The organism is Anaerorudis cellulosivorans (genome assembly GCF_025943985.1).
Lineage (GTDB): Bacteria > Bacteroidota > Bacteroidia > Bacteroidales > Dysgonomonadaceae > Anaerorudis > Anaerorudis cellulosivorans.
Genome location: NZ_JAPCWE010000021.1, coordinates 20681 through 45195, shown reverse-complemented (window position 1 = coordinate 45195; position 24515 = coordinate 20681). Strand labels below are relative to the sequence as shown.

20 protein-coding genes are annotated in these 24515 nt (G+C 40.9%); 10 read left to right on the top strand and 10 right to left on the bottom strand.

The window, feature by feature from the left end:
• Nucleotides 1-303 precede the first annotated feature (303 nt).
• From OLM34_RS10595 to folD, 6 genes are all read left to right on the top strand, one after another.
• Complete coding sequence (locus OLM34_RS10595) at nucleotides 304-861, top strand: RNA polymerase sigma factor (RefSeq protein ID WP_264407193.1); 558 nt, start codon at nucleotides 304-306, stop codon at nucleotides 859-861.
• 35 nt (nucleotides 862-896) lie between these two features.
• On the top strand, nucleotides 897-1190 hold the full coding sequence (locus OLM34_RS10590; protein ID WP_264407191.1) for a hypothetical protein: 294 nt from the start codon (nucleotides 897-899) through the stop codon (nucleotides 1188-1190).
• Nucleotides 1183-1749 carry a hypothetical protein gene (locus OLM34_RS10585; RefSeq protein WP_264407190.1) on the top strand — a complete coding sequence of 189 codons (567 nt, stop codon included), beginning with the start codon at nucleotides 1183-1185 and terminating at the stop codon, nucleotides 1747-1749. The genes OLM34_RS10590 and OLM34_RS10585 overlap by 8 nt, the downstream gene beginning before the upstream one ends.
• 42 nt (nucleotides 1750-1791) lie before the next feature.
• The gene (locus OLM34_RS10580; RefSeq protein ID WP_264407189.1) at nucleotides 1792-2130 is read left to right on the top strand and encodes a hypothetical protein; all 339 of its coding nucleotides are present in this window, start codon (nucleotides 1792-1794) and stop codon (nucleotides 2128-2130) included.
• 186 nt (nucleotides 2131-2316) lie between these two features.
• Nucleotides 2317-3642 (top strand): signal recognition particle protein, encoded by a 1326-nt coding sequence (gene ffh / locus OLM34_RS10575; RefSeq protein ID WP_264407186.1) that lies wholly within the window; start codon nucleotides 2317-2319, stop codon nucleotides 3640-3642.
• 11 nt (nucleotides 3643-3653) lie between these two features.
• Nucleotides 3654-4535, top strand: a complete 882-nt coding sequence (folD, locus tag OLM34_RS10570) for a bifunctional methylenetetrahydrofolate dehydrogenase/methenyltetrahydrofolate cyclohydrolase FolD (protein ID WP_413777226.1) — start codon at nucleotides 3654-3656, stop codon at nucleotides 4533-4535.
• Between the two features lie 18 nt (nucleotides 4536-4553).
• Here folD and OLM34_RS10565 read toward each other — a convergent pair whose 3' ends face one another.
• From OLM34_RS10565 to OLM34_RS10540, 6 genes are all read right to left on the bottom strand, one after another.
• On the bottom strand, nucleotides 4554-5630 hold the full coding sequence (locus tag OLM34_RS10565) for a family 20 glycosylhydrolase (RefSeq protein WP_264407185.1): 1077 nt from the start codon (nucleotides 5628-5630) through the stop codon (nucleotides 4554-4556).
• Between the two features lie 174 nt (nucleotides 5631-5804).
• Entirely contained in the window at nucleotides 5805-5990 is a 186-nt protein-coding gene (locus OLM34_RS10560) for a CDGSH iron-sulfur domain-containing protein (protein ID WP_264407184.1), read from the bottom strand.
• Nucleotides 5991-6015: 25 nt separating this feature from the next.
• A complete protein-coding gene (tsaB, locus tag OLM34_RS10555; RefSeq protein WP_264407182.1) occupies nucleotides 6016-6702 on the bottom strand; it encodes a tRNA (adenosine(37)-N6)-threonylcarbamoyltransferase complex dimerization subunit type 1 TsaB in 687 nt (228 codons plus the stop codon).
• A gap of 112 nt (nucleotides 6703-6814) precedes the next feature.
• Complete coding sequence (locus OLM34_RS10550; RefSeq protein WP_264407180.1) at nucleotides 6815-7138, bottom strand: RNA recognition motif domain-containing protein; 324 nt, start codon at nucleotides 7136-7138, stop codon at nucleotides 6815-6817.
• A gap of 276 nt (nucleotides 7139-7414) precedes the next feature.
• On the bottom strand, nucleotides 7415-9469 hold the full coding sequence (locus tag OLM34_RS10545; protein WP_264407194.1) for a M3 family metallopeptidase: 2055 nt from the start codon (nucleotides 9467-9469) through the stop codon (nucleotides 7415-7417).
• A 227-nt stretch (nucleotides 9470-9696) separates the two neighbouring features.
• Complete coding sequence (locus tag OLM34_RS10540) at nucleotides 9697-10872, bottom strand: TlpA disulfide reductase family protein (RefSeq protein ID WP_264407179.1); 1176 nt, start codon at nucleotides 10870-10872, stop codon at nucleotides 9697-9699.
• Nucleotides 10873-11079: 207 nt separating this feature from the next.
• Here OLM34_RS10540 and OLM34_RS10535 point away from each other — a divergent pair, with 207 nt between their 5' ends.
• The 4 genes from OLM34_RS10535 to OLM34_RS10520 all read left to right on the top strand — a co-directional run bounded on the left by OLM34_RS10535 (nucleotide 11080) and on the right by OLM34_RS10520 (nucleotide 15934).
• Nucleotides 11080-11340, top strand: a complete 261-nt coding sequence (locus OLM34_RS10535) for a hypothetical protein (protein ID WP_264407178.1) — start codon at nucleotides 11080-11082, stop codon at nucleotides 11338-11340.
• Nucleotides 11341-11522: 182 nt separating this feature from the next.
• On the top strand, nucleotides 11523-13682 hold the full coding sequence (locus OLM34_RS10530) for a S9 family peptidase (protein ID WP_264407177.1): 2160 nt from the start codon (nucleotides 11523-11525) through the stop codon (nucleotides 13680-13682).
• Nucleotides 13683-13833: 151 nt separating this feature from the next.
• Complete coding sequence (gene lipA, locus OLM34_RS10525; RefSeq protein WP_264407175.1) at nucleotides 13834-14679, top strand: lipoyl synthase; 846 nt, start codon at nucleotides 13834-13836, stop codon at nucleotides 14677-14679.
• 127 nt (nucleotides 14680-14806) lie between these two features.
• A complete protein-coding gene (locus OLM34_RS10520; RefSeq protein ID WP_264407174.1) occupies nucleotides 14807-15934 on the top strand; it encodes a hypothetical protein in 1128 nt (375 codons plus the stop codon).
• Between the two features lie 115 nt (nucleotides 15935-16049).
• Here OLM34_RS10520 and OLM34_RS10515 read toward each other — a convergent pair whose 3' ends face one another.
• From OLM34_RS10515 to OLM34_RS10500, 4 genes are read right to left on the bottom strand one after another with little or no spacing between them, the layout of a single operon-like run.
• Nucleotides 16050-17300, bottom strand: coding sequence for a tagaturonate epimerase family protein (locus OLM34_RS10515; protein ID WP_413777225.1), 1251 nt, complete (start codon nucleotides 17298-17300; stop codon nucleotides 16050-16052).
• Nucleotides 17301-17331: 31 nt separating this feature from the next.
• Nucleotides 17332-18741, bottom strand: coding sequence for a glucuronate isomerase (gene uxaC / locus OLM34_RS10510; protein WP_264407172.1), 1410 nt, complete (start codon nucleotides 18739-18741; stop codon nucleotides 17332-17334).
• A 35-nt stretch (nucleotides 18742-18776) separates the two neighbouring features.
• The gene (locus tag OLM34_RS10505) at nucleotides 18777-19979 is read right to left on the bottom strand and encodes a DUF4861 domain-containing protein (RefSeq protein WP_264407171.1); all 1203 of its coding nucleotides are present in this window, start codon (nucleotides 19977-19979) and stop codon (nucleotides 18777-18779) included.
• Nucleotides 19976-24412, bottom strand: coding sequence for a hybrid sensor histidine kinase/response regulator transcription factor (locus tag OLM34_RS10500; RefSeq protein ID WP_264407169.1), 4437 nt, complete (start codon nucleotides 24410-24412; stop codon nucleotides 19976-19978). Before OLM34_RS10500 ends, OLM34_RS10505 begins: the two co-directional genes overlap by 4 nt.
• Nucleotides 24413-24515 lie beyond the last annotated feature (103 nt).

Sequence of the window (24515 nt, the reverse complement as noted above, 5' to 3'; positions counted from 1 at the left end):
TAGGAACTATGTTGTTTGAGAAGATACCGGTTCGTGAATTGTTCAACAAACCAAATTTAAATGTCTCGTCTGACGACGGTCAACTCGAATTATTTCGAGACCTCAAATCTTAACGGGACAGTAGTGATTGTTAATTATAATCGTTCTAAACTTTTCATACAAATTTAGAATAAAAATACAGATAAAAAAGACAATGTGTTTTGTATTTCATTTTTTTTAATGAAATTGCGGGCAATTTATAAATTCATTCCATAGGAAAACGATAATGTTGCTGTCTAACTTATCAAATATGGTAAAGTGTGCATGACTGACGAACAACTCATACAAGAAATAATTTCCGGTAATACTCTTGCTTTTAAAACGTTGATGGAAAAATACCGGGAAAGGGTGTTTCATGTAGCGATGGGTTTTGTTCATTTGAAGGAAGATGCAGAAGACCTTACTCAAGAGGTGTTTATTAAGGTCTATCTGTCATTATCGACTTTTAATCACCATTCTGAGTTTTCAACCTGGCTTTATCGACTAACTATCAATACTTGCATAAATTTTGTAAATCGTAATCGCGGCAAACGATTCTTGCAATCCATAGAGGATGTTTGGCAAAGCGCCTTTGGCCAACATGATAATGAGAAAAGCCCATTGGAAAAAATAGAAGTATCGGAACGCAATTTGCTCATAAAACAAGCGATCGATTCGTTACCTGCTAAACAACGCAGTGCTTTTGTCCTGAGCAAATATGAAGATCTTTCCCAAAAGGAAGTTGCAGCGATCATGAATATCACCGAAGGTGCCGTAGAACAATTGCTGCAAAGAGCAAAAAATAATCTGCGAAAAAAATTGGGACCATCCATAGGAAATTAAAAGAAGAAATGTCTAATTTATAAAGAATCATCGAAATGAGAATAGACGATTATATAGATAATTTCATCGAGGGTGAAAAACAAATCCGACCCAATCCGTTTCTGAGTACGCGTGTTGTAGCCGAGATTGAGAAAAGGCAACAGGCAAAGGCTGAGAAAACGCCACGGTGGCAAGCTGTTATGGTTGCGATAAGTATTGCTGCCATTTCCTTATTGGGAATAACTATCGGCAACGCTTATGTCGACAGTGTTTCGCAAGAAATAACAATGAATATTAACGATAACGAAATCGAAAAACTTGACTATTATTTGTTTGAAAATAATGAATAAAACCAATAAAATATGGATATGGGTGGTGGTATTGTTGGTGGTGCTGAATTTAACCACGGTTGGTACCATTCTTTATCACCATTGGAAGGAAAGAGAAGATGATATGGTAACGGTTCTTTCTGAAGAAGGAGAGGTGCGACTTACAGGGAGATATTTCAGACAAACGCTGGGTTTTAATGACAGGCAAATGGAGGCATTTCGTCTTGCAAATCGGGAATTTCAACCGCAAGCAGCAAGATTAATTATTCGAATGGATTCGATTAAAATAGAAATGTTTAAGGAACTGAATAAAGCTCAACCCGATTCGACAAAGTTGAATTATTTGTCGGAACTATTGGGAAGGCAACATGCCGAACTTAAAAAAATTACGAATCGTTTTTATCTGAATATGAAATCGGTATGTGATTCTTCACAATGTGCTCAGCTCCAACAACTTTTTTTACCGCTGTATTACAATGAAAATATTCATTCCCGGAGAGGATATCGACACATTCGTGCCGACAGTACCGGAATAAATTCGGGTTACAGGCGGCAGTATGGGCGTAATCCACAACCATAAAATAGATAATCAGTTAATAAACCTGCTAAAAATTATTGAACAATGAAAACAAAATTGATCATCACAGCATTGGCATTTGTTGCTACGATAGGTGTGGCAACTGCGCAAAATCAGAATCAAACAAAAAAACAGGAAACAACATCTACTCAACGTGGGCCGGCATTTGTCGATACCAACAATAATGGGGTTTGCGATAATTTTGAAAACGGTACGCCCGGAAATCCCAAAGCAAATGGCAGACAGGCTCTTCGCGACGGCAGTGGGAAAGGACAGGGTCGCGCACAGAACAACAGAACCGGCCTCCGCAATGGTAAGGGAAGTGGAGTGAATTTTGTCGATACCAATAAAAACGGTATTTGCGATCGTAGAGAAGTAAAATGAATGGCATAATTGGCTTAACCCTGTCGGGAGGGACAATCTTCCGACAGGGTTTTTATGTAGGTATTTGTGCACCATTGCGTGTTTGAAACCTTTGCTTGTCAACCTCTTCTATTGAATCGGGACAGGATTGAAATAATCCCGATTTTTCATTATCTTTGTACTCTCATAATAAACCCATAAAATAGTATGTTTGAGAATCTGAGCGATAGACTTGAAAGATCGTTTAAAATATTGAAGGGTGAGGGGAAAATCACCGAAATCAATGTTGCCGAAACCCTAAAAGATGTTCGTCGTGCTTTACTTGATGCCGACGTTAATTATAAAACAGCCAAAGAGTTTACAGAAACCGTAAAGCAAAAAGCACTCGGCCAAAATGTGCTTACCGCCATTAAGCCGGAACAATTGATGATTAAAATTGTTCATGATGAGCTTGCTACCCTCATGGGAGGAGCGGCGGTCGATATCAACATAAAGGGAAGTCCTGCCATTATTCTTATGTCGGGACTTCAAGGGTCGGGTAAAACCACTTTTTCGGCCAAGTTGGCCAATATGTTGAAATCGAAACGGGGTAAAAATCCGCTTTTGGTTGCAGGCGACGTGTATCGTCCGGCAGCTATTGAGCAATTAAAGGTTTTGGGAGAACAAATCGGTGTTTCGGTTTATGCCGAGGAGGACAACAAAAATCCGGTAAAAATTGCACAGAATGCCATGCAGTATGCCAAACAGCACGGCAAGGACCTTATCATTATCGATACGGCGGGTCGGTTGGCTATCGACGAGCAAATGATGAACGAGATCGAATCCATCAAAAAAGCCGTGAACCCACAGGAAATTCTTTTCGTGGTGGATGCCATGACCGGACAAGATGCGGTAAATACAGCGAAAGAATTCAATGAGCGGCTCGATTTTGACGGAGTGGTTCTTACCAAGCTCGATGGGGATACACGAGGTGGAGCGGCCTTATCCATTCGTTCCGTCGTAAACAAACCGATTAAGTTTATAGGAACCGGTGAAAAATTTGATGCAATCGACGTATTTCATCCGGAACGTATGGCCGATCGTATTCTCGGAATGGGCGATATTGTTTCATTGGTAGAAAAAGCCCAGGAGCAATATGACGAAGAAGAAGCCCGTCGTCTTCAGAAAAAAATTGCAAAGAATCAGTTCGATTTCAACGATTTCCTTTCTCAAATCCGACAAATCAAAAAAATGGGGAACCTGAAAGATTTGGCATCGATGATTCCCGGTGTCGGAAAACAGATTAAGGATCTCGATATCGACGATAATGCCTTCAAAGGGATAGAAGCCATTATACAGTCTATGACCCCCGACGAACGCGCTCATCCCGAAATCTTAAACGGAAGTAGGCGGGCACGCATTGCTAAAGGAAGCGGTACCAATGTTCAGGAAGTGAACAAACTCATCAAACAATTTGATGAAACACGCAAAATGATGCGGTTGATGACGCAGGGCGGTCCCAAAGCCATGATGAAAAATGTAAGGCGAAGATAAATAAGAAAGATATGGAGCTTATTGATGGTAAGGCCGTAGCAGCACAAATAAAAAAAGAAATTGCGGCAGAAGTTGAGGAAATAAAAGCGACAGGAGCAAAAGTTCCTCATTTAGCCGCTGTTCTCGTGGGGCATGATGGCGGAAGCGAAACGTATGTGGCCAATAAGGTGAGAACCTGCGAAGAATTGGGATTCAAATCCACGCTCATTCGTTACGAATACAATGTGAGCGAGGAGGAACTTCTTGCTTGTGTAGATCGACTTAACAGGGACGATGATGTGGATGGCTTTATTGTGCAGTTGCCCTTGCCGAAGCATATTTCCGAAGATAAAATCATCGAGGCTATCGATTATCGTAAAGATGTCGACGGTTTTCATCCCGTCAACGTCGGACGCATGTCGATTGGTTTGCCTTGTTTTTTGCCTGCCACACCATCAGGTATTTTGGAACTGCTTAAACGATACGAAATCGAAACCAAGGGTAAGCACTGTGTGGTATTGGGACGCAGCAACATTGTGGGTAAACCTGTAGCCATGTTGATGTTGCAGAAAACTTATCCCGGCGATTGCACCGTAACCGTTTGTCACAGCCGTACCAAAAACATCAAAGATATGTGCCTTCAGGCCGATATTATTATTGCAGCCCTCGGGGTTCCCGAGTTTGTGAAAGGCGATATGGTAAAAGAGGGAGTTGTGGTGATTGATGTGGGGACAACCCGCGTTCCTTCCCCCAAAACCAAATCGGGATTTAAACTTACCGGCGATGTTGCTTTTGATGAAGTTGCTCCTAAATGTGCTTACATTACGCCGGTTCCCGGTGGTGTGGGACCCATGACCATTGTTTCGTTAATGAAGAACACCCTTTTGGCAGCTAAAAAGGAAATTTACAAATAAAGGGATTTTTTGTTTTTCTTACCAGGCTTTTATCAATTCTTTAAATGTTTGTACCGAAGGATCGTTTTTGCTTTCTTCGCAAGCATCATTCATGCCGTCTATAAAAATGCGGGTATTGCTCCAGAAGGTATGCATGATGCCGGCATAGCGCGGTTTCATTTCATCTGATGCATTTTCTTTAAACCTATTCATCATTTTTACCTGATTGAGAGCTACATCGGCATTTCGCCAAGGGCAGGCGACCACATTAAAACCTTTTGCGGCAAACAAAACAGGCGTAGGGTGCGCTTTTTCGTAATGCCAATCGCAAATGATTACATCTTTCGGGATCATGTCTATTGCTCGGTAGGTATTGTTGTAGCTTCCTTCCCATAGACCGATTCCTGTGGTTTTCCCGTCGATCAGCCGGTCACCCCAAATCCACAATTCTTTTCCGTTTTGAGTCAAATGGTTCCGGATAAGCATGACTTCCCCGGCAAACAATACCGCCGGATCGCATCCGTGACAACGAGGGCAATCGGGATGTGCAAGGTAAAAAACTTCATCCATACCTGCATGGAAAGCGTCAGCTTCAAACACACTTATGATTTCGTCCACTACATCAAAAACAACATCATGAACTTCGGGATGTTGTGGACAATAGCTTTTGCAATATAACCCGTCTGCATTTGGCCAGGTGTATTCTTTTGGGAGAGATATGGAGGGTGTTTCGTCAAATTGAGGATAAACCTCTAACAGTTTTCCGATCTGCCCCGCCCATGATTGATGACCCAATAAGTTGATTTGAGGAATCAGGCGGATTTGGTTCTTTCGGCAGCTATTCACTATTTTCTTCACGTCTTTTTCCGATAATGGCTCTTGAGCTCTCAATTCAGGATGAGAAACGTACTCGTAGCGGTAATCGATACGCAAAACCAGTGTGTTTACTCCTGCCGGCGCCAACTTTTTATCGATGAGCTCAATAAAATCATCCACATCTTGTTTGGCCGGCGCATTTATACATAAACCTTTAACGGTAAAAGTAGCTTGCGAAAAAATCCCTAAGGGGATTAATAACAAAGAGATAAGCAAGAATATTTGTTGGGTTGTTTTCATGATTTCATTATTTTTAAATGTAGAAAAATAGGAAAGGTTGTCCGCAAATTATTACATGCATCTCCTTTTTCTTATTCACTTCAGTTTAAGAAAATAAGGAAATAAAAAAAATGCAATTTTTAAGGCTTTTTCGATCTAAATTCTCGGACAACCTTCGTTTAACGGGAAAAACCATTAATCTTTGAACCCTGCTTTCACATGTGAACCGTCGCAATAAGGTTTCTTATTGGAATGGCCGCAACGGCAGAGGTGGATTGTTCCGCTCTTTTCTTCTTCTTTCCCGTCGGGGCGGATGATTTTGAAATCGCCCTTCATTTCCAGCGGACCATTGGGAATCATTTTGATTTCTACTACCGACATAATTTTTTGGTTTTAAATGTTAGACTTAGCGTAATTTATTTTTTGGCACAGTAGCCACAAATTCTTTCAGATAAAAAGGCTCAAAATAAGCAATATCCACAAAATCCTGTTCATCGAATGCTTTTTCCGCCAATAGGGCCAATACCGATGCCCGCGGCTTAATATCAGGTATAAACAGGGCATTGGGATGGTGAATGACGCTCTTGCATTTTTCTGCTCCGTTGCCAAAAAAAGCAACCTTTTGTTTATCGAGCAAATCGCGATAACTGTTCTCCTCAACAATATCTGCCGATGTTTTGCGAATCGTGTGCAACGATGTATCGAAAAAAGTAGCGTATATTTCCATTCTTCGCGCATCAATCATCGGGCACAGGAGGGTGTTTTTTTCTACCCTGTCTTTCACGATAGCAGCCATAATTGTTGGCGTAGGAATGGCAATGAGCGGTACATTCAGTCCATAGGCCAATCCTTTGGCTTCCGATACGCCGATACGCAAACCGGTATAAGAACCCGGTCCGCTGCTCACGGCTATTGCATCAATAGGCATATTGTTTTTTCTCGCGAACTGCATGATTTCATCCGCAAAAACTCCCAACGATGCAGCATGCGATTGCTTTGCGTCATTTTCTTTATTCATCACTATTTCCCCATTGCGGGATAAGGCACAAGAACATACTTCTGTAGCGGTCTCGATAGACAAAAGAACACTCATTTTTGGCATCAATATTTATAGTAATAACAGTTTAGTATGAATTTTGGTTCAAATAAAAAAGACTGCATCGATTGGATACAGTCTTTAAAATCCGAAAAGTATTTACTTTAAATCAATACCTGTTTCTTTCGCGATAGTCGCGATTGCCGTAGCTACGATTGTTCTGGCTTCTTTGGCGAGAACGATCTCCTTCAGGACGCGGGCGGGCAACCGAAACAGATAGGGTACGTCCGTCATATTCTGCTCCATTCAATTCGTCAATAGCATGCTGTCCGTCTGCATCATCACCCATTTCGACAAAGCCGTAGCCTTTCGAACGATGGGTATCTCTGTCGGTAATGATTCGGGCTGAGGATACTTCACCATATTCCTCAAAAAGTTCTCTTAAATCGGCATCGCTAATCTGATAGCTAAGCCCTGCAATGAAAATGTTCATGTAAAATAAATAATTAAAAAAAATAAATGAATGAAATTAGCAGAAGAGATTATACCAAGAAATAGGTTAACACGTACTTCGCAATGACTGGAAAGAAACCGGGAAAACTATTTGCCTTTATAAACCTTTTGCGTTGACAAAGATAGAAATAATATTTGAAGTATTTGCAAATTTTGGACGAATTTTTTTCTTTAAAAGTTCAAATTAACAAAAGTGCCTTTCGAAACAACATCTCCGAAAGGCACTTTTTCTATTGCTATGATGCCGATCCGATTGTCAGTTTATTATTCCATTTCTTTTCAAGAGTGCGTCAATAGTCGGTTCCTGTCCGCGAAAGCGGATATAGAGCATCATCGGATCTTCGGTATTTCCTTTTTCAAGAATGTTCTTTCTGAACGATTGAGCTGTTTTTTTATCGAAGATGCCGTTTTCCTTGAATACCGAAAAAGCGTCGGCGTCTAGCACTTCGGCCCACTTATAGCTGTAATATCCTGCAGCATATCCCCCCGAGAAAATATGCCCAAACGATGTTGAGATGCATGTTTCGGGTATTACCGGAAGAAGCTGCACATGCTGAATGGCATTTCTTTCGAATTCGCGGATATCGCTCGAAAAAGGCTGCATGAGGGTATGATATGCCATATCGAGATAGCCAAACGATAATTGTCGCAAGCAGAGATATCCCGCAATGTAATTCGAAGCATCGATAATCCGCTGTATCAGTTCGGCAGGTATTTTTTCTCCCGTTTGATAATGGAAGGCAAATTGGTCGAGATATTCTTTTTCCGTCAGCCAGTTTTCCATAATCTGAGAAGGCAGTTCCACAAAATCGCGATAGACATTCGTTCCCGAAAGCGATTGATATGTGCAGCGCGACAGCATACCATGTAAAGCATGGCCAAATTCGTGGAGAAAAGTTTCAACCTCGTCGAAGGTGAGCAGAGCGGGTTTCGTTTCGGTCGGTCGGGTGAAATTCATCACCAAAGATACATGCGGACGACTATCCACGCCGTCTTTTATCCATTGACCTTTAAATTCGGTCATCCAAGCGCCGGACTGTTTCCCCGGACGAGGGTGAAAGTCGGTATAGAGGACGGCCAAGAATTGACCGTTTTCGTCCAGCACGTCAAAAGCTTCCACTTCGGGATGATATACCGGAATATCCGGATTTTTTACAAATTGCAGACCGTATAGATTGGTCGCCAAACCAAAAACTCCTTTTTTAACCTGTTCCAGCTCGAAATAGGGGCGCAACATCTCGTCGTTCAGCTTAAAACGCTCATCTTTGAGTTTGTCGGCATAAAAGCTCCAATCCCAGGGTTGAATTTCAATCGGTTTGGCTTCAACTTTCAATGCATAAGCCTGCACGTCGGCAACTTCTTTTTTTGCTGTCGGTGTGTATGCCTCTGCCAGTTTATCGAGTAAACCGTAAACGTCTTCGGTGTTTTTGGCCATCCGGTATCTCAGTACATATTCGGCGTAGTTTTCATATCCCAACAAATTGGCGATTTCCAATCGGAGATTGACAATTTTCTTTACATTGTCTTGATTGTCAAATTCGCCTCCGGTAACGCATTTGGTGTTGTATGCCCTATAGAGTTTTTCGCGAAGATCGCGCCGCGTGGAGTATTTCATGAACGATGTGTAGCTGGGAGCAGATAAGTCAAAAAGCCATCCTTCTTTACCCTTTGCTTCGGCTCGCGCCTTGGCGGCTTCCAACACACTTTCGGGCAACCCCGCCAAGTCGGCTTTATCGGTCAGCAACATTTCATATTTATTGGTCTCTTTAAGTACATTCTGCCCAAAATCGAGCGTTGCAAGACTCAATTCCATCGTAAGTTGCCGATAGCGTTCTTTTTCTTCGGGTGAAAGCGTAGCTCCGCTCCGCTCAAAATCGTGATAATATTTTTCTACCAGTCGGACTTGTTCGGGTGTCAGCCCTTGGTTGAGGCGGTTGTTGTATATGCTTTTTATCTTTTCGAAAAGTTTTTCGTTGAGATAGATATTGTTGGCATGTTCCGATAGTTTGGGGCTTAAGCGTTGCGAAATTTTCATCATTTCGTCATTGCTTTCGGCACTCAGCAGATTAAAGAACACGTTGCTTACCCGATTCAGCATTTCGCCCGAATACTCCATTGCCTCAATGGTGTTTGCAAAGGTAGGCGGTTCAGGATTGTCGGCAATAGCGTCGATTTCCTGTTGGTGTTCGGCAATTGCTTTTTCAAATGCCGGTTCATAGTGTTCTGTTTTGATTTTGTCGAACGGGGCAGTCCCGTGGGGTGTGGAAAAGGAGTTGAAAAACGGATTATCGCTCGCTTTCATCGTTGTCATCGTAACCATAAATGCCATAAATATAATTATCCATAGAATTTTTCTCATAATAATTTTCATTGAAAGTTCAATAAAGGCTGACAAATTTACATGATAATTTTCAATTTTCCCAATGATAAATCTAACGTAGTCTCTCTTCACTCTTGGATGTGTTGCTCCAATGTTATGCCTTTGGTTTTCTATGATTACGCGACAGAACTGACTTGGGGTCTTCTGCAGCAATGGGCTTATATCTCTTTAAGTTTTTCTTTTAATGAGCCTTTAGCGTATCCAGACCACATTTTTTGCACAATTCCATCGGGAGAAATAAGTACATAATAAGGGACTCCACGTACGCCATACAAACTGGCGTATCCTTCAATTGCCAAATAATCTGTAAGATTAACCCAAGGTAATTGATATTTTTTCAATCCCTCTTTCCAAGCGTTTTCAGTATCGGTGGTAATACTGATAATGAAGAGCCTGTCTTTTTTCTCCCTGTAAATTTCTTTCATTTCGGGGAATGCTTCAATACAGGGTTTGCATCCTAAACTCCAAAAATCAAGTAAAATATATTTTCCCTTATATTCTTGCTCAATCTCATGAGAGTTGCCTTCAGGGTCGAATAATATGCCATCCGCCATCGGATCTCCTTCTTTTATTATTTGCATAGGAAAAATATATCGATAGATAAGTTGTCCTTTAGGACTTTGTTTTTGTGCTTCATCCAGCCGGTTATATAATTCCTGCATTAGTTTTATATTGTCTTCGGGATATCTGGTTACGCTTGCATAGCCTACCGAGTAACCGGCAAAATCGGCAAGTCGCTTAATCCAACTTTGCGCTACAGGTTCTTTTGCCATCGTTTCAAAAATTTTACGATGTGCCATAAAATCTAAACTGTCCAATTGTTTACGAACCAATCGAATTTCTGTCCTCAATCGGTGTTGTTCTTCTTCATTATCGGCTTTCTCTATCTGGTCAATTTTATCATAATATAGTCGGAACAAAGAATCCGATTCTGCACCTAATTCTTTGATAGCATTCCGATACAATTCTTCTTCTTGCTGTTCTTTAACGTTGCTTTTGACATCCCACGTACTGATGAAATGACCTTTTCCGGTTATGTTGGTTTTTGCCCCCGGAGCGATCCATATTTCTATGGTTTTCAATGGATATTTATCGCCCAATACAACCAATCTAAGCATTTCAATCGAGTCGGTTTTTCCTTCGAATGAGAAAGTTCCGTTACGGATGGTATCTTTCATAAAAAGTCTTCCCAAGTTTCCTTCCACTTTGTGTAGCATGACGATACCGCTATCGGGAACGTTTTGTATATGCCCTGCGATTTTGAAGGTGTTGCTTCGTTGGGTGCACATTGTAAAGGCGAGCAGGATGATAGGTAAATAATTTGTCGGTTTCATGTGTATCATAGTTGATTTTTGTTCCGGATGAAAGGTAAAACTTTAAAATAATGCGTTGAAAAGTTTTTGTTTTGATTTACTGCAATTTTTTGATTTCGACATACAAACATAGATAAAAGAATCGAGATTTTACAAACAAAGCTGCATTGTTCTGTTTTTTGTTTACATTTACTGTAAACGTATTTCAGGACTAGACAAGAACAAGACATGCTTTCCTCGCACCAAGTCCGTACCAAGGCTGCACCTTCCTCGCTCCATGCTTGCATCAGGCTTGCGTCGTTCACGCATAAAGTTCGCTCCGTCTCCGCTGCTGTATCCCGCTTCACATGCGGAAAATCTGCAGGTTTACCTTATCCCAAACCCGGGGAATTTGGTGTTGTCGTTCCTGCCTTGGAGCGAACAAAGAGCGAAGGAAGAGCGAAGGAAGAGCGAAGAAGAAGTATCAAGAAACTTGCAAATCAATCCTAATCGTTGATAAAATCAGACTGCAAGGTATGAGGGGTGTATTGTATAACTTCTGAATCTGTGAGTGGAATCTGTCCGGGACGGAATTTTAACGGGTTACTGTGTAAATTGAAAATAATCCTGTATTTTTGCAAGAAAGTTGAATTGTTACGTGTGAATTTATACAAGAATTTAGAGAGATGCGGATGAGAAAAATATTCGTTTTGCTTTTTGGCATAGCAAGTATGATGACTTTGCAGGCGCAGCATTATACCCTGCAAGATATTTTGGGAGGAAAGTTTTCTGCCCGCGGAATAAAACCGATGGAGTCTTCGGCAGATGGGTTGTATTATTATCAGACAGATGCCGCTAATACTGCCGTGATCAAGTTTTCGTATGCATCCGGCAAGGCGGTGGATACACTTTTTAATACACGCAAGGCCCGTGAATGCACCTTCGATACGTTTGAGGGATTTTTGGTGAGCCCCGATGAAAAGCGCGTGTTGGTGTATCGCGATCGGGAACAGATTTACCGGCATTCATTTAAAGCTACCTATTATTATCATGATGTGCGCCGTAACCTGGTGCGCAAACTTACCGATAATGAAAGCAAACAGATGGTCCCTGTTTTTTCTCCCGACAGCAAGATGCTGGCTTACGTGTGCGACAACAATATATGGTTGGCAAAATTCGATTTCGATACCGAATCGCAGGTGACGAAAGATGGTGAAACCCATAAGATTCTCAATGGCACCACATGTTGGGTGTATGAAGAAGAGTTTGGAGTGACACGGTTGCTGGAATTTTCGCCCGACAACAAATTTTTGGCTTATGTGCGTACCGACGAATCGGAGGTGCCGCAATATCGTTTTCAGACGTTTAACGGTCAATTGTATCCCGATTTTTATGCGTACAAATACCCCAAAGCCGGAGAGAAAAATCCGCAAGTAGAATGTCGCGTATTCAATATAGAAGCAAAAACCACCCGAACGTTGGACGTACCGTTGGAAGAAGGCGGATATATTCCAAGGATTGCCTTTACGAATAGTCCCGATCAACTGGCTGTGATGACGCTCAATCGCGATCAGAACCGTTTCGATATGTATTTTGCCAATCCGCGCACCACGATTGCAAAATTGATTCTTCGCGACGAAAACACGTATTATATCGATTCCGATTTTCTCAAGACCATTCATTTTTTGCCCGACAGATTCACCTATGTTTCCGAGAAAGACGGTTACAGTCACATCTATATTTATGGGTTGACAGGTACGTTGCAGAAACAACTCACCTCCGGCAGTTATGATGTAACGGATTTGCCGATGGTTGATCCACAAACCCATACCGTATTTTATGTGGCAGCCGATGAAAGTCCTTTGCGCCGAAATGTATATAAGATCAATATCGATAAAGGACGGCCCGAAAAACTTTCCCCGAAACCGGGTTACAATACGGCTTCGTTCAGCAAGAACGGGAAGTATTTTATTAATCGGTGGTCCGATCTCCATACGCCTACCGTGATTTCGTTGCACGATGCCAACGGAAAAATGATACGGACGCTCGAAGATAATGCAGATGTAGCACAGCGAGTGGCCGAAGCCGGAGTGCCGAAGAAAGAATTTATAACCGTACCTGCTGCCGATGGTATAACGCAGCTAAACGGTTGGATATTGAAGCCTGCAAACGTTGACCCTTCTAAAAAATATCCGTTGATAATGATTCAGTACGGGGGGCCCAATTCGCAGCAAGTTGCCGATTGTTATGAGGTCGATTGGGAATATGCCTTGTTGAACGAAGGGTTTGTGGTGGCATGTGTAGATGGGCGCGGAACGGCTGCACGCGGGGAAGAGTTCAGAAAGCAAATCTATTTGAATCTTGGTACAAAAGAAGCGGATGATCAGGTGATGGCTGCTCGCCACTTGGGCAATCTTCCCTATATCGATAAAAATTGCATTGGGATTTGGGGATGGAGTTATGGGGGATATAATGTATTGATGAGCATGAGTCGCGGTAATGGTGTTTTCAAAGCCGGTGTGGCCATAGCTCCGGTTACCGATTGGCGCTTTTACGATACGGTTTATACAGAACGGTATATGCGGACACCTCAACAAAATTCGCAAGGATACGATAACGGTTCTGCAGTGAAACTTGCCGATAAGTTGCAGGGTAATTTGCTTCTGATTCATGGAACGGCCGACGATAATGTGCATTTTCAGCATACAATAGAATATGCTCGGGCACTTATTGCGGCAGATAAGCCGTTTGAGGTGTTTGTATTTCCCGACAAAGATCATTCCATTTATGGCGGCAACGCACGTACGTATCTGTATAAAAAGGTGATCGATTTTTATAAAAAAAACCTGTAATTTTTGTTTCAGAAATTGATTGTGCGTTTTTTGCTGTATAGTTAAATAATGTGTTGAAATCTCCCGGAAAACAATGAAAAAACAGTCTTACTCTTTTCCCTTAAATGAGCGCAACAGAGCGGGCGGTGATGCAAAAAACCCGCATTCTTCAATGCATATAAAAAAACCCGATTGGCTGAAAATAAAACTCGGTGAGACCGAACGTTTTACGCAAACGAAAAAGATTGTGGAATCGCACGGATTGCACACCATTTGTTCCAGCGGTCGCTGCCCGAATATGGGAGAGTGTTGGGATAGGGGGACAGCTACTTTTATGATCGGGGGCGATATTTGTACTCGGTCGTGTAAGTTTTGCAATACGCGGACGGGACGCCCTCTTCCGTTGGATCATGAAGAGCCGGAAAATGTGGCGCAATCGGTTAAACTGATGAAGTTGAAGTACGTTGTCATTACTTCGGTCGATCGGGACGATTTGCCGGATTTTGGTGCAGAACATTGGGCGAAAACCATTGAGACAGTTCGTCGGGAAAATCCGGAAACAACTGTCGAAATTCTGGTGCCCGATTTTCAGGGAAGAGTAGAACTCATTGACCGGGTTTGTGCTGCCCGACCCGATGTCATGGCGCATAACATGGAAACTGTTCGTCGTTTGACTCCACAGATTCGCAGTGCGGCCAAGTACGATGTGAGCCTCAAAACGCTGGCTCGTATTGCTGAAAACGGCATTTTATCCAAATCGGGTATCATGGTGGGGTTGGGTGAAACCCGCGATGAAATTTATGAACTGATGGACGATTTATTGGCTGTCGGTTGTCGTTCGCTCACTGTAGGGCAGTATTTGCAGCCTTCTCGTAATCATTATCCCGTGAGGGAATACATCCATCCCGATACGTTTGAAGAATTTCGAAAGATAGCCCTTGAGAAAGGGTTCGATACCGCTGTCAGCGGACCGCTCGTGCGTTCGTCTTATCACGCCGACCTTTATTTTCAACACTAAGGAGAAAGGGATCCCTGCTTCAAAAACGCGATTGTTCGCAGTTGATCATTTATTTTTACCCATAAGGAACAAAAGTGGTTGGCAGTTGTTATTATAGGGAGACTGTTGATTGTCTTTTTGTGTGAATATGAATGGTATACGAAAGTTATTGAAAAACCCTGCCTTCGGGCTCATTCCCTTTCTCGTTTTTTCTTTTCTTGTCGGGAGAATAAATTTAAGGTTGGCTTTGCTCATATCGTCTGCGTTGGCGGGAACCTCTTTTTTTGTCGTAAAAAAGCAAAGCAGGTTGATTTACGATCTTTCGCTTATCACGTTTGTTCTCTCGTTTCTATTTTCATTTTTTATTACGCCTCGAATTGACGAATTCAGAACGTTTGTTCTGATAGAAATCATTTTTGTTTTGTCGTTGATCGTATCCCGTCTTTCGCGTTCGAAAATCATTTTTCGGATGGCAAGGAATCCCAGCCCGGTGGTTAAGAATTATTTGAGTGAATCTTTCCGGGTTGCTTTTCAAACGCAATACGGACTTTCCATTCATTTGCTCTTTGTGTTGGCTTTTTTTATATTTTCTTCTCCCGATGCTCCTTTCCTTAATCGATTGGCAGTAAAAACCGTTTTTCAAATTATTCTGATCACCATTATTGTGATGGAGATGATGCGTTTGCGTATGCTCGACAGGCAACTCAAAAAAGAAGAATGGCTGCCTGTTGTGGATGATCATGGTGATGTGAAAGGGAGAATAGCCAAATCTGTTTCCAAAGACTTGAAAAATAAATTTATGCATCCTGTGGTGAGAATTGCAGTGATATACAAAGGGAAAATTTATCTGAAGTGTCGCGATGAGGATCGGTTGCTGGATCCCGGTAAGTTGGATTATCCTTTTGAACGGTTTATCGATTTCAACAATCTAAATCCGGATGAAGTAGTACGCAACATCATCCAAGAGGAATGCAAAAACGAAAATATTCCGGTTCGGTTTTTATTGAAATATGTTTTCGAAAACGAGCGAGTCAAACGCTTGATTTTTTTATATGTGTCCGACATAGAAGAAGAAGACCTGTTCAACAGCATGCATCTTGAGGGAGGAAAGTTGTGGACGGAATCGCAGATAGAAGAAAATATCGGGAATAATCTTTTTTCGGAATGTTTTGAATTGGAATACGAATATCTGGAAAATACCATTCTTATGGTTCGACATTTAAAGCGTAAATCGGATTACTCTTTAAAAGGCAATAAAAAAGAGGGTGTATCATAATGTGTTTTCACCCTCTTTGCATTCGTACTCCTTTATCAGAGGACAATTTCAAAATTCAATTCTCAGCGGCTTGATTATTATTTTGATGCGGCCTCTTGTATGAGAAAATAACCGCTTATAGATTGAACAATCGTTTTAAATGTCGGTCGTAGATGTTTTCTTCCACGCAAGAACCGATTATATCAGCATACTTCTTAAGCAAATCGGTATATTCAGTACCCATTTCGGCTGCCACTTTATAGGCAACATGAATTAACTGGCGGAAGTTGGGATTATAATCGGGATGATTGGGAATATGACGCAGCGTATTGGCAAATTTTTCGTTCGACCAGCTGTTCACCTCGTTCACAGAGGGTAGTTTATCCGGGTCGATATCGATTACATCGGCATACGGTGCGCACAATTCTTCTCTTCTTCCATATGCACTTGCATATATTTTTTTGGCAGCAGTCAATCCGTCATCTCCTGCAATGGCCAAACCGATCACTTCTTCCAGCCAGGTAGTTCCCGCTGTTTTCAGGTGTAGTCCCTTGTTATATTTATTAATGATTTTTGCCATGATCGGATAAATGGAGAATTTATCGCTTCCCGAATGTACGCTGAGCTTTAATTCTTCAGGAAGACCGAATTCTTTTACTGCAAAATCAATGACGAGCACATCTTCTTCGAATTCCTTTGCAAACTGATCAAGATCACCTACATAATCCACTCCCTTGTTGAATCTTCCTGTAAATTTAGGAGCGATTGTTTGGACGGGAACACCCTTATCGGCCAGCATTTTCAGGATGAACAGCATTTCTACCGGTGTTTGAGGCGTTTCCACTTCATCCATGGATACTTCGGTAATAAAATTCCCTTCTCCTTTTTCTTTCTTCAGATAAGCATATATTTCGGATGCTTGCTGTGTTGCAGCCAAAAATTTATTGGCGATTTCTTCCAACAGTTGACGGGTGATTTCCAATGGTTTTGCAATGCCCGGTACGTGTAATTGTCCCAAATACTTTTCGCAGGAAGAAATAAAAGCCTCTATCTCTTCTTTTTTGCTTTCTTTTCCTATGAAAGCAGCCACATCGAGGGTGAAAAAATCGGAAACCTCAACAAAAGGAGCAACGGTTTTCAGATTAATATGATCCGCATCTACAAAGTACGGTCCTCTGTAATTCAATGCTTTTACGGCTTCGTCGGCTTCTTTTCGCACATCGGAAGGGTGGGAGTTTACATAGATGTGTTCCCGATTCGATTTATTCCATACCGGTATAATTTCCAATCCTGCATGGTTTGCTTTCATTAATGCTCTTAACTGGGCTTTGCCTTCGTGAGAGAATCTGTCACCCACGCCAAAGCTGTATTTTCCTAATTTCATCATGATACCTGTATATTTTAGTGAATTACTAATTTTAAAAATTGAAATAGTTTTTTGCATTGTAATACGAAATGTTTTCGACCATTTTTCCCAAGAATTCCATTTCGGATGCCGGGAGCAGGCCGTTTTCCACATCGTTGCCGATAAGATTGCATAAGATTCGGCGAAAATATTCGTGACGCGGATACGATAGAAAACTGCGAGAGTCGGTGAGCATACCCACAAAACGGCTCAACAGTCCCATATTGGAGAGTGAAGTTAACTGCGCTTCAATGCCTGTTTTCTGATCGAGAAACCACCATGCAGCGCCAAATTGGATTTTACCGGGAACAGATCCGTCCTGGAAGTTTCCTATCATAGTGGCCACAAGATCGTTGTCTCTTGGATTGAGGTTGTAAATAATCGTTTTGGCCAGTTTGTTATCCACATCCAGGCGATCGAGAAAACGACTCATGTTTTTTGCCACCGTGAAATCGCCTATGGAGTCAAATCCGGTATCGGGTCCCAACTGTTTGAACAATCGGGTGTTGTTGTTACGAATAGCTCCATAATGAAATTGTTGTGTCCATCCTTTTTCCCAATCCATAACAGCACCTTCGTAAAGCATGGCCGATTTGAATTTCAGGATTTCTTCTTTCGACAGTTTCGTACCGCCATATACTTTGTCGAATATGGATTCGATTTCTGTTTGGGTATATGGTTCGGCGTAGAATTCTTCTATCCCGTGATCGGACAACTTGCATCCCACGCTCGCAAAAAAATCGTGACGTTTACGCAAGGCTTCTATAAGGTCGGAGAATTTGGTGATGGTTACACCGGAAACTTTTGAGAGTTTTTCCACATAAGTACGATATTCGGCGGGATTTTCAACTGCCATTGCTTTGTCGGGACGCCATGCGGGTAGTACTTTTACTTCGAACCCTTCTTTTTTCAGAGCCAGATGATATTCGAGGCTGTCAACAGGATCGTCTGTTGTGCATACGGTTTCAACATTAAATTTTTTCAATAGTCCACGTGCTGAAAACTCCGGCGTACGCAGTTTTTCGGTACAAATGTCATAAATTTTTTTAGCCGTTTTCGGACTCAGAATTTCCTCTACCCCGAATACCGTTTTCAGTTCAAGATGTGTCCAGTGGTACAGCGGATTTCGCATGGTGTAAGGAACGGTTTCCGCCCACTTTTCGAATTTCTCCCAATCCGAGGTGTCTTTGCCCGTACAATAGCGTTCATCAACCCCATTGGTTCGCATAGCGCGCCATTTGTAATGATCGCCTTCGAGCCATATTTGCCCCAGGTTGTCAAATTGATGATCGTTTGCGATGTATGCCGGATTTAAATGACAATGGTAATCGATAATGGGCATTTTTGCGGCATGTTCGTGATACAGTTTTTTTGCTGCATCGGTTTGAAGCAAGAAATCTTCGTGAATAAAACTTTTTTTCATAAACATATGTTTTTGTATAAGTAACCGAATGGTTTTTATTTTATGGTAACGGAAACCGGATGATTTAACCGGTTCAGCACTTCGTTAATGCAATTTTCGAAAGTTGCTTTATCTTTCACCGGTTCCCAATCGAGTTCCCATGTCGGCATGAAATAATAATCGACATATCCGTTTTCAGGTTTGAGTATGATCACATGATTGAGGTTGTCTTCCGTTATTTTTTCGAGTTGCTTTGTTTTGTAGAAAACGGCCAATCCCATCTTATCGTTATTCAGGCTTTGTTTGCCGAAAGTTGCGATGTATGACCATTCGCCATTTGATTGGGCAGGAAGAATGAATTCTGCATTTTCATTTTTAATTATTCCGGTGGCAATATTATCTATATTTTTATCCACCTTTAGTTCCATATGTGAGGCTCTACTTCCTGCATCTATGGTTATCAGTGATTGTAAATTGCATTTCGTTTTGTTGGCATCCCATCCATAATAAGTGGTCATTACCTGTGAACGAATTTTTCCGTCGGCAGGGATGAAGCAGATCACGCTATCTCTTTTTTCTACTCTCACGGCTTTGTTCCCGTCCCATATGGCAATAGAACCCAAGCCGAGTGATTCTCCCACTTTCATATTGTCCATTCCCCAGTCGGCCATTTTATGATAGTTGTCGTAGCCATCTACTCCCACAAAAGGCAATACGATGTGGGGTGTTTTTTTCCCGAAAACATCTATAGCATTGCGCCAATCCAAATAAAATCGAAATCCCACCTTATCGCTTTCCCAACCGGGCCCTTCATATTTGATATAATAGGCATGATCGGTAAATCCATCGGGAACACGGAGATAATTGGGTTTAACCCACGAAAAACCTCCTTCATATTTGTTGTTAACAAATTTTCCTCCTATTTTATGTGCCAATTCGGCGTATGTACGTTTTGGGTAGTTGTGGGCGAAACCTTTTTTAATGGAAAATACCCGTGTTTCATTTGCCGATAAATCAGCAATCGGGAAAACTGCTTTTTGAATTCCTTTCAGATCGGGAACCACTTCCAACGGTATTTCTTCCCCTTTTTCTGTCACAACAACATAATGAGCTAAAGATAGCGATATTTTTTCAATCGGGATCTCTACTGTATAATCTTTCAGGGGATGATTTGACGTATTTTTTACCGTTATGTGCTGAGAATAAATTTCTTGTCCCCAATAGATAGTAATTAAAAGCAAAATTAGTTTTGTTTTCATACTTTATTGATTGTTCTATTTATATGTTTCTTTTTATATTCACCAGGAGTGACACTGTATTTTTTCTTAAAGCATTTCGTAAAGTATTTTGTGTCGGAGATACCTAACATAAACGAAATTTCTTTAACGGTGAATTCTCCTGTTTTCAATAAGCAGGCAGCTTTTTGCATCATTGCTTCGTGAATGTATTCAATGGGTGATAAACCGGTTAGTCCTTTTATTTTTTTGAAAAATACCGTACGGCTCATCCCCATCTCTCTTGCAAGATCTTCTACTACAAAATCGTTTTCACCCAGGTGATTTTGTATGAAATCATCTACCGATTTAAGAAAATCGGCATCTTGTTGGTTTATAAAATTATGCAGAGAAGAGGTCTCGATGGTTTCTTTATCGGGCTCGGAATATCCTTTATTGCGGTAATATTGTTGGAGTTCATTTCGTCTTTTCAATAAATTTTTTATTCTTGTTTGAAAATAAGAGACGCTGAACGGTTTGGTTATGTACTCATCGGCACCGTGTTCAAATCCTTCGAGTTTGCTGTCAATCGTAGTTTTTGCCGTCAATAACAAAAATAAAATATGACTTGTCTGAATGTTCTTGCGAACGTTTTCAAGAAATTTGATGCCGTCCATTTCAGGCATCATAATATCGCTGATAATGAAGTCGGGTATAAGCTCCAGCGCTTTTTTCATGCCTTCTTTTCCGTTGGAAGCTTCGTGCACCTCATAATCTATTTCTAAGAGGGATTTTATGAATTGTCTTAAATCTTCGTCGTCTTCAACAATCAAGATACAGGTTTTTTCGTTTGTTTTTTCGTTTAAGGATATATTTTTATTCAAAACTTCATTTATGAATGAGGGTTTATTTTCCTGTTTTGTTTCCGTCGAATCTTTTATCAAAACATCGGAATCGTAATGCAATATACCTTTTTTAAACAGCACCGTAAAAGTTGTTCCTTTGCCCGTTTCGCTTTCAACCTGAATATCGGCATGGTGTTTATCTGCGAGGTCTTTTACGATAGAAAGTCCGATACCGGTGCTGGGTTTGCTTTTATCTTCGTTAAACGATTCGAATCGTTTAAACAGCCGGCTTTGTTTTTCTTTATTGATTCCTAAACCGGTATCTGCAACTTGAATGGCCAGTTTGTCATTTTGCTCGAATACAGACAAACGGATGGACTTGCCCATCGGAGTATATTTGAAAGCGTTGGAGAGCAGATTTACAAGGATTTTTTCTACTGCTTCCGGGTCTGCCCAAAGGATTGCTCCTTCTGCTTTGTTTACAAAAGTATACTCAATGTGTTGTATTTCGGCATTTTTTGAAAAAGTATTAAAGATATTCTCAACGAAAGGAACGATTTCGATTTTGGTTACCGTGAGTGAAGAGGTTTGTTGAATTTTTTGGAAATCCAGTATTTGATTCACCATGTTGAGCAGGCGGTTGGTGTTTTTTGTTACGATAGTCAGTTGTTTTTTTATTGGTTCGGGTGTATCGTTGCGTTGCAGCATATTTTCGATAGGGGATACGATCATGGTGAGAGGAGTACGTATTTCGTGAGAAATATTGGTGAAAAATGTCGTTTTGATTTCGGATTCTTTTTGTTCCAGAATAATTTTATTGCGCATCTCATAAAAGGTGTGCAATATCTTGAATACGAAATATATTAAGGTAAGGGATAGCAGAACGTAGATGAAATGTGCCCATGACGTATCCCAAAAAGGAGGCAATACTTCAATGGCCAATGTGCGTTCGTTGTTCATCCAAACCCCTTCACTGTTAGTCGATTTGACGCGGAAGGTATATTTTCCTTTTGAAAGATTCGTGTAGTTGGCTATTCGATTGTTGCCCGTATATATCCACTCTTTATCGAATCCGTCTAATTTGTAAGCATACAGTATATTTTCGGGATCAACATAATCCAATGCGGCAAATTCGATGCTGAAAAAATTCTGATCATGTTTAAGCTCTAATTTTTCCAAGTAATTGATGTTTTTTTTCAGTGGACCCTTGGTTGAAATGGGTATTCTCTGATTAAAAATTTTCAATTGGACTAAAGCGAGATACGGATTAAATGTGGGGTGTGCAATATCTTTTGGATCGAAAATGACAATACCGTGAGAGAAGCCAAAAAGCATGCTTCCGTTATGAATGCGGCAACGTGAATTTTCAGAGAAGCTCTGTTTTTTCATCAAGCGTTTGATTTCACTGAAATTTTCGAAGGTCTCTTTTTGCGGATTAAATTTGGTAAGCTTTTCTTCTGTTGCGATCCATAGGTTACCGTCATTGTCTTCCATGAGCGAAAGTATAATGTTTGAGGGTAATCCGTTTGATGTGCCAAAGGACTTAAAGGTTAAGGGAAAGCCGTTTTGGTCGGTCTCTTCTATTTTACTTATTCCCCCTCCGAAAGTTCCGATATAGGTATCCCCCGATTTTGTGGTGCAGATATCGAATATGTCGTTTCCTCCAATTGAATTGGCTCTGTCTTTTCTCAGATAAACACGGAAAACAATCTCTTCGGGTTTGGTAAAATTTTCATCGAATACGATTAAACCAAAAGTTGTCCCGACATATATATTCCCATGTTTGTCGGCAGATAGTATTCTCACTTGAGCTCCCTGTTTCAAAGGATAGTTTTTAAGGTTGTTGTTGCCGTTTATTATTCCTGATTTTTCGTTGCCTCCACGTATCAGGTTAAGCCCTCCACCGTATGTCCCAATCCATATGTTCCCATTTTTATCTTCAAAAATGGAATAAATATTATCGTTGCTCAACGAAAATGGGTTGTGTGGGTTGTGTTGGATAGGATGAATTTCGAAGGTATTCGGATTTTTTTTTCTTATCAATTTGTAAACGCCTTTTCCTTTTGTTCCTATCCAGATGTTCTTTTTCGAGTCTTCCATGATGCAATAGGCACTTCCCGCCAATGAAGGCCCCTCACCAATAATTCCATCTTCGGTGAGGATCCCTTTTTTCTGCATATTTTGATCATAGATATGAATTTTTTCGTCTTTTGTTGCAATCCATATATTTTTTTCGGAATCCTGAAAAATGGGTCGTACATCGTTGTTGACTGCAGAGTGAATATTGCTGTTTACGTGAATGGTTTTGAATTTGGAATCATAAAAAATCACTTTTTCCAATCCGCATGAACGAGTGGCCAGCCACAGATTTCCTTGCCGGTCGGCATATGCCGAATGCAGCATGTTGGAAAACATCCAATTTGGAGCGAAAGGTTCATTATAGAAAGGTTGGAGTTTATCCTCCGTTTTATCGTATAGGGAAAATCCTCCACCTCGGGGATGAACCCATAAGCGGTTTTCTTTATCTTCGAAGATAAAGAAATTTGGGGGAAATACATTAGACTCTGTACTTTCGATAGAGGGTGTGAAATGAATGTATTTTTTGGTATAGGGATTGAATTTTGCAACGCCCAATTGATCGGTTTCCATCCAGATGTTTTTCGATTTATCGATGAAGGTATTCAAAATTTTGTCGGATTTCATCCCGGGAAGGGTCTGTGTATCGTATTTGTCGATGCTTCCGTCAAAAGTATTATAAATCAGGAATCCACTGTTTTCTGAAACAATGAAAATTTTTTCAGAAGAAATTTTTTTTAGGGTGATAATGTCGGATGTGGCCTGGGTTTTCAATACTGAGAATACGCCGTTATCTTTGTCGTATCGCCATATCCTACCGTTGCTTGAAGCAAACCATATTTCATCTTCAAATTCCAATGCATCGAAAAAAGGTTCACATTTTTTGTATGGCGTATCGGATTTCGGATGAAAATAAAATAGCTTTTGATCATGGTTGGGAGATAAAAAAGTGAGGCCTTTTCCGGTGAGGATCCATGAATTTCGTTTTTTATCTTCGTAAATCGTTGTTACAAAATCATCGGTTAAATTTTGGTTCCGGGTATTAAATATTTCCGCTTTAAAGGTAGAGTCGGTTACGCATATACATCCACTGTCATCGGATAACAACCAGATTTTCCCGCTTTTTGCCATAATGATCTGCGAGGTATAAAATTCCTTGTCTTTATAATATTCCAGGGAGTGAACGCCTGTAAATACTTCTGTTTGAGGATTAAAGCGATAAGCTTGTTTGTCATAAGAAAGAATCCAAATTGTGTTATACTTATCTTCGTAAATATAATCCAGCCGGTTACTTTTTGCTTCAGGATTAGTGCTTGGAGACAAACGGTACGTAATGAATTTGTAACCGTCGAATTTGCATAATCCATCCCATGTAGTGAACCACATAAATCCTTTTTTATCCTGTAAAATATCCATTACGGTATGTTGGGGCAAACCATCCTCTGCACCGTAATGCTCAAAATAGCATTCGTATTGTGCATATGATTCAGTCCTACTAACCTGTAAGGCAATCAGGAGATATAGCACCCGGAAAAGAAATTTAGCTTCTGACTTCATATCGGTAATATCGGTACAGATAAAAATACAAAATTAATAATGTCAAAATAACTCCGAAGTCAATATTATAAATGAGTTAATACTACAAATATACGGTTATTTG

What these genes read in the sequence shown, in the direction of transcription:
- OLM34_RS10595 (WP_264407193.1), top strand. Translation starts at nt 304, where the DNA reads ATGACTGACGAACAACTCATACAAGAAATAATTTCCGGTAATACTCTT.
- OLM34_RS10590 (WP_264407191.1), top strand. Translation starts at nt 897, where the DNA reads ATGAGAATAGACGATTATATAGATAATTTCATCGAGGGTGAAAAACAA.
- OLM34_RS10585 (WP_264407190.1), top strand. Translation starts at nt 1,183, where the DNA reads ATGAATAAAACCAATAAAATATGGATATGGGTGGTGGTATTGTTGGTG.
- OLM34_RS10580 (WP_264407189.1), top strand. Translation starts at nt 1,792, where the DNA reads ATGAAAACAAAATTGATCATCACAGCATTGGCATTTGTTGCTACGATA.
- ffh (WP_264407186.1), top strand. Translation starts at nt 2,317, where the DNA reads ATGTTTGAGAATCTGAGCGATAGACTTGAAAGATCGTTTAAAATATTG.
- folD (WP_413777226.1), top strand. Translation starts at nt 3,654, where the DNA reads ATGGAGCTTATTGATGGTAAGGCCGTAGCAGCACAAATAAAAAAAGAA.
- OLM34_RS10565 (WP_264407185.1), bottom strand. Translation starts at nt 5,630, where the DNA reads ATGAAAACAACCCAACAAATATTCTTGCTTATCTCTTTGTTATTAATC.
- OLM34_RS10560 (WP_264407184.1), bottom strand. Translation starts at nt 5,990, where the DNA reads ATGTCGGTAGTAGAAATCAAAATGATTCCCAATGGTCCGCTGGAAATG.
- tsaB (WP_264407182.1), bottom strand. Translation starts at nt 6,702, where the DNA reads ATGAGTGTTCTTTTGTCTATCGAGACCGCTACAGAAGTATGTTCTTGT.
- OLM34_RS10550 (WP_264407180.1), bottom strand. Translation starts at nt 7,138, where the DNA reads ATGAACATTTTCATTGCAGGGCTTAGCTATCAGATTAGCGATGCCGAT.
- OLM34_RS10545 (WP_264407194.1), bottom strand. Translation starts at nt 9,469, where the DNA reads ATGACAACGATGAAAGCGAGCGATAATCCGTTTTTCAACTCCTTTTCC.
- OLM34_RS10540 (WP_264407179.1), bottom strand. Translation starts at nt 10,872, where the DNA reads ATGAAACCGACAAATTATTTACCTATCATCCTGCTCGCCTTTACAATG.
- OLM34_RS10535 (WP_264407178.1), top strand. Translation starts at nt 11,080, where the DNA reads ATGCTTTCCTCGCACCAAGTCCGTACCAAGGCTGCACCTTCCTCGCTC.
- OLM34_RS10530 (WP_264407177.1), top strand. Translation starts at nt 11,523, where the DNA reads ATGAGAAAAATATTCGTTTTGCTTTTTGGCATAGCAAGTATGATGACT.
- lipA (WP_264407175.1), top strand. Translation starts at nt 13,834, where the DNA reads ATGCATATAAAAAAACCCGATTGGCTGAAAATAAAACTCGGTGAGACC.
- OLM34_RS10520 (WP_264407174.1), top strand. Translation starts at nt 14,807, where the DNA reads ATGAATGGTATACGAAAGTTATTGAAAAACCCTGCCTTCGGGCTCATT.
- OLM34_RS10515 (WP_413777225.1), bottom strand. Translation starts at nt 17,300, where the DNA reads ATGATGAAATTAGGAAAATACAGCTTTGGCGTGGGTGACAGATTCTCT.
- uxaC (WP_264407172.1), bottom strand. Translation starts at nt 18,741, where the DNA reads ATGAAAAAAAGTTTTATTCACGAAGATTTCTTGCTTCAAACCGATGCA.
- OLM34_RS10505 (WP_264407171.1), bottom strand. Translation starts at nt 19,979, where the DNA reads ATGAAAACAAAACTAATTTTGCTTTTAATTACTATCTATTGGGGACAA.
- OLM34_RS10500 (WP_264407169.1), bottom strand. Translation starts at nt 24,412, where the DNA reads ATGAAGTCAGAAGCTAAATTTCTTTTCCGGGTGCTATATCTCCTGATT.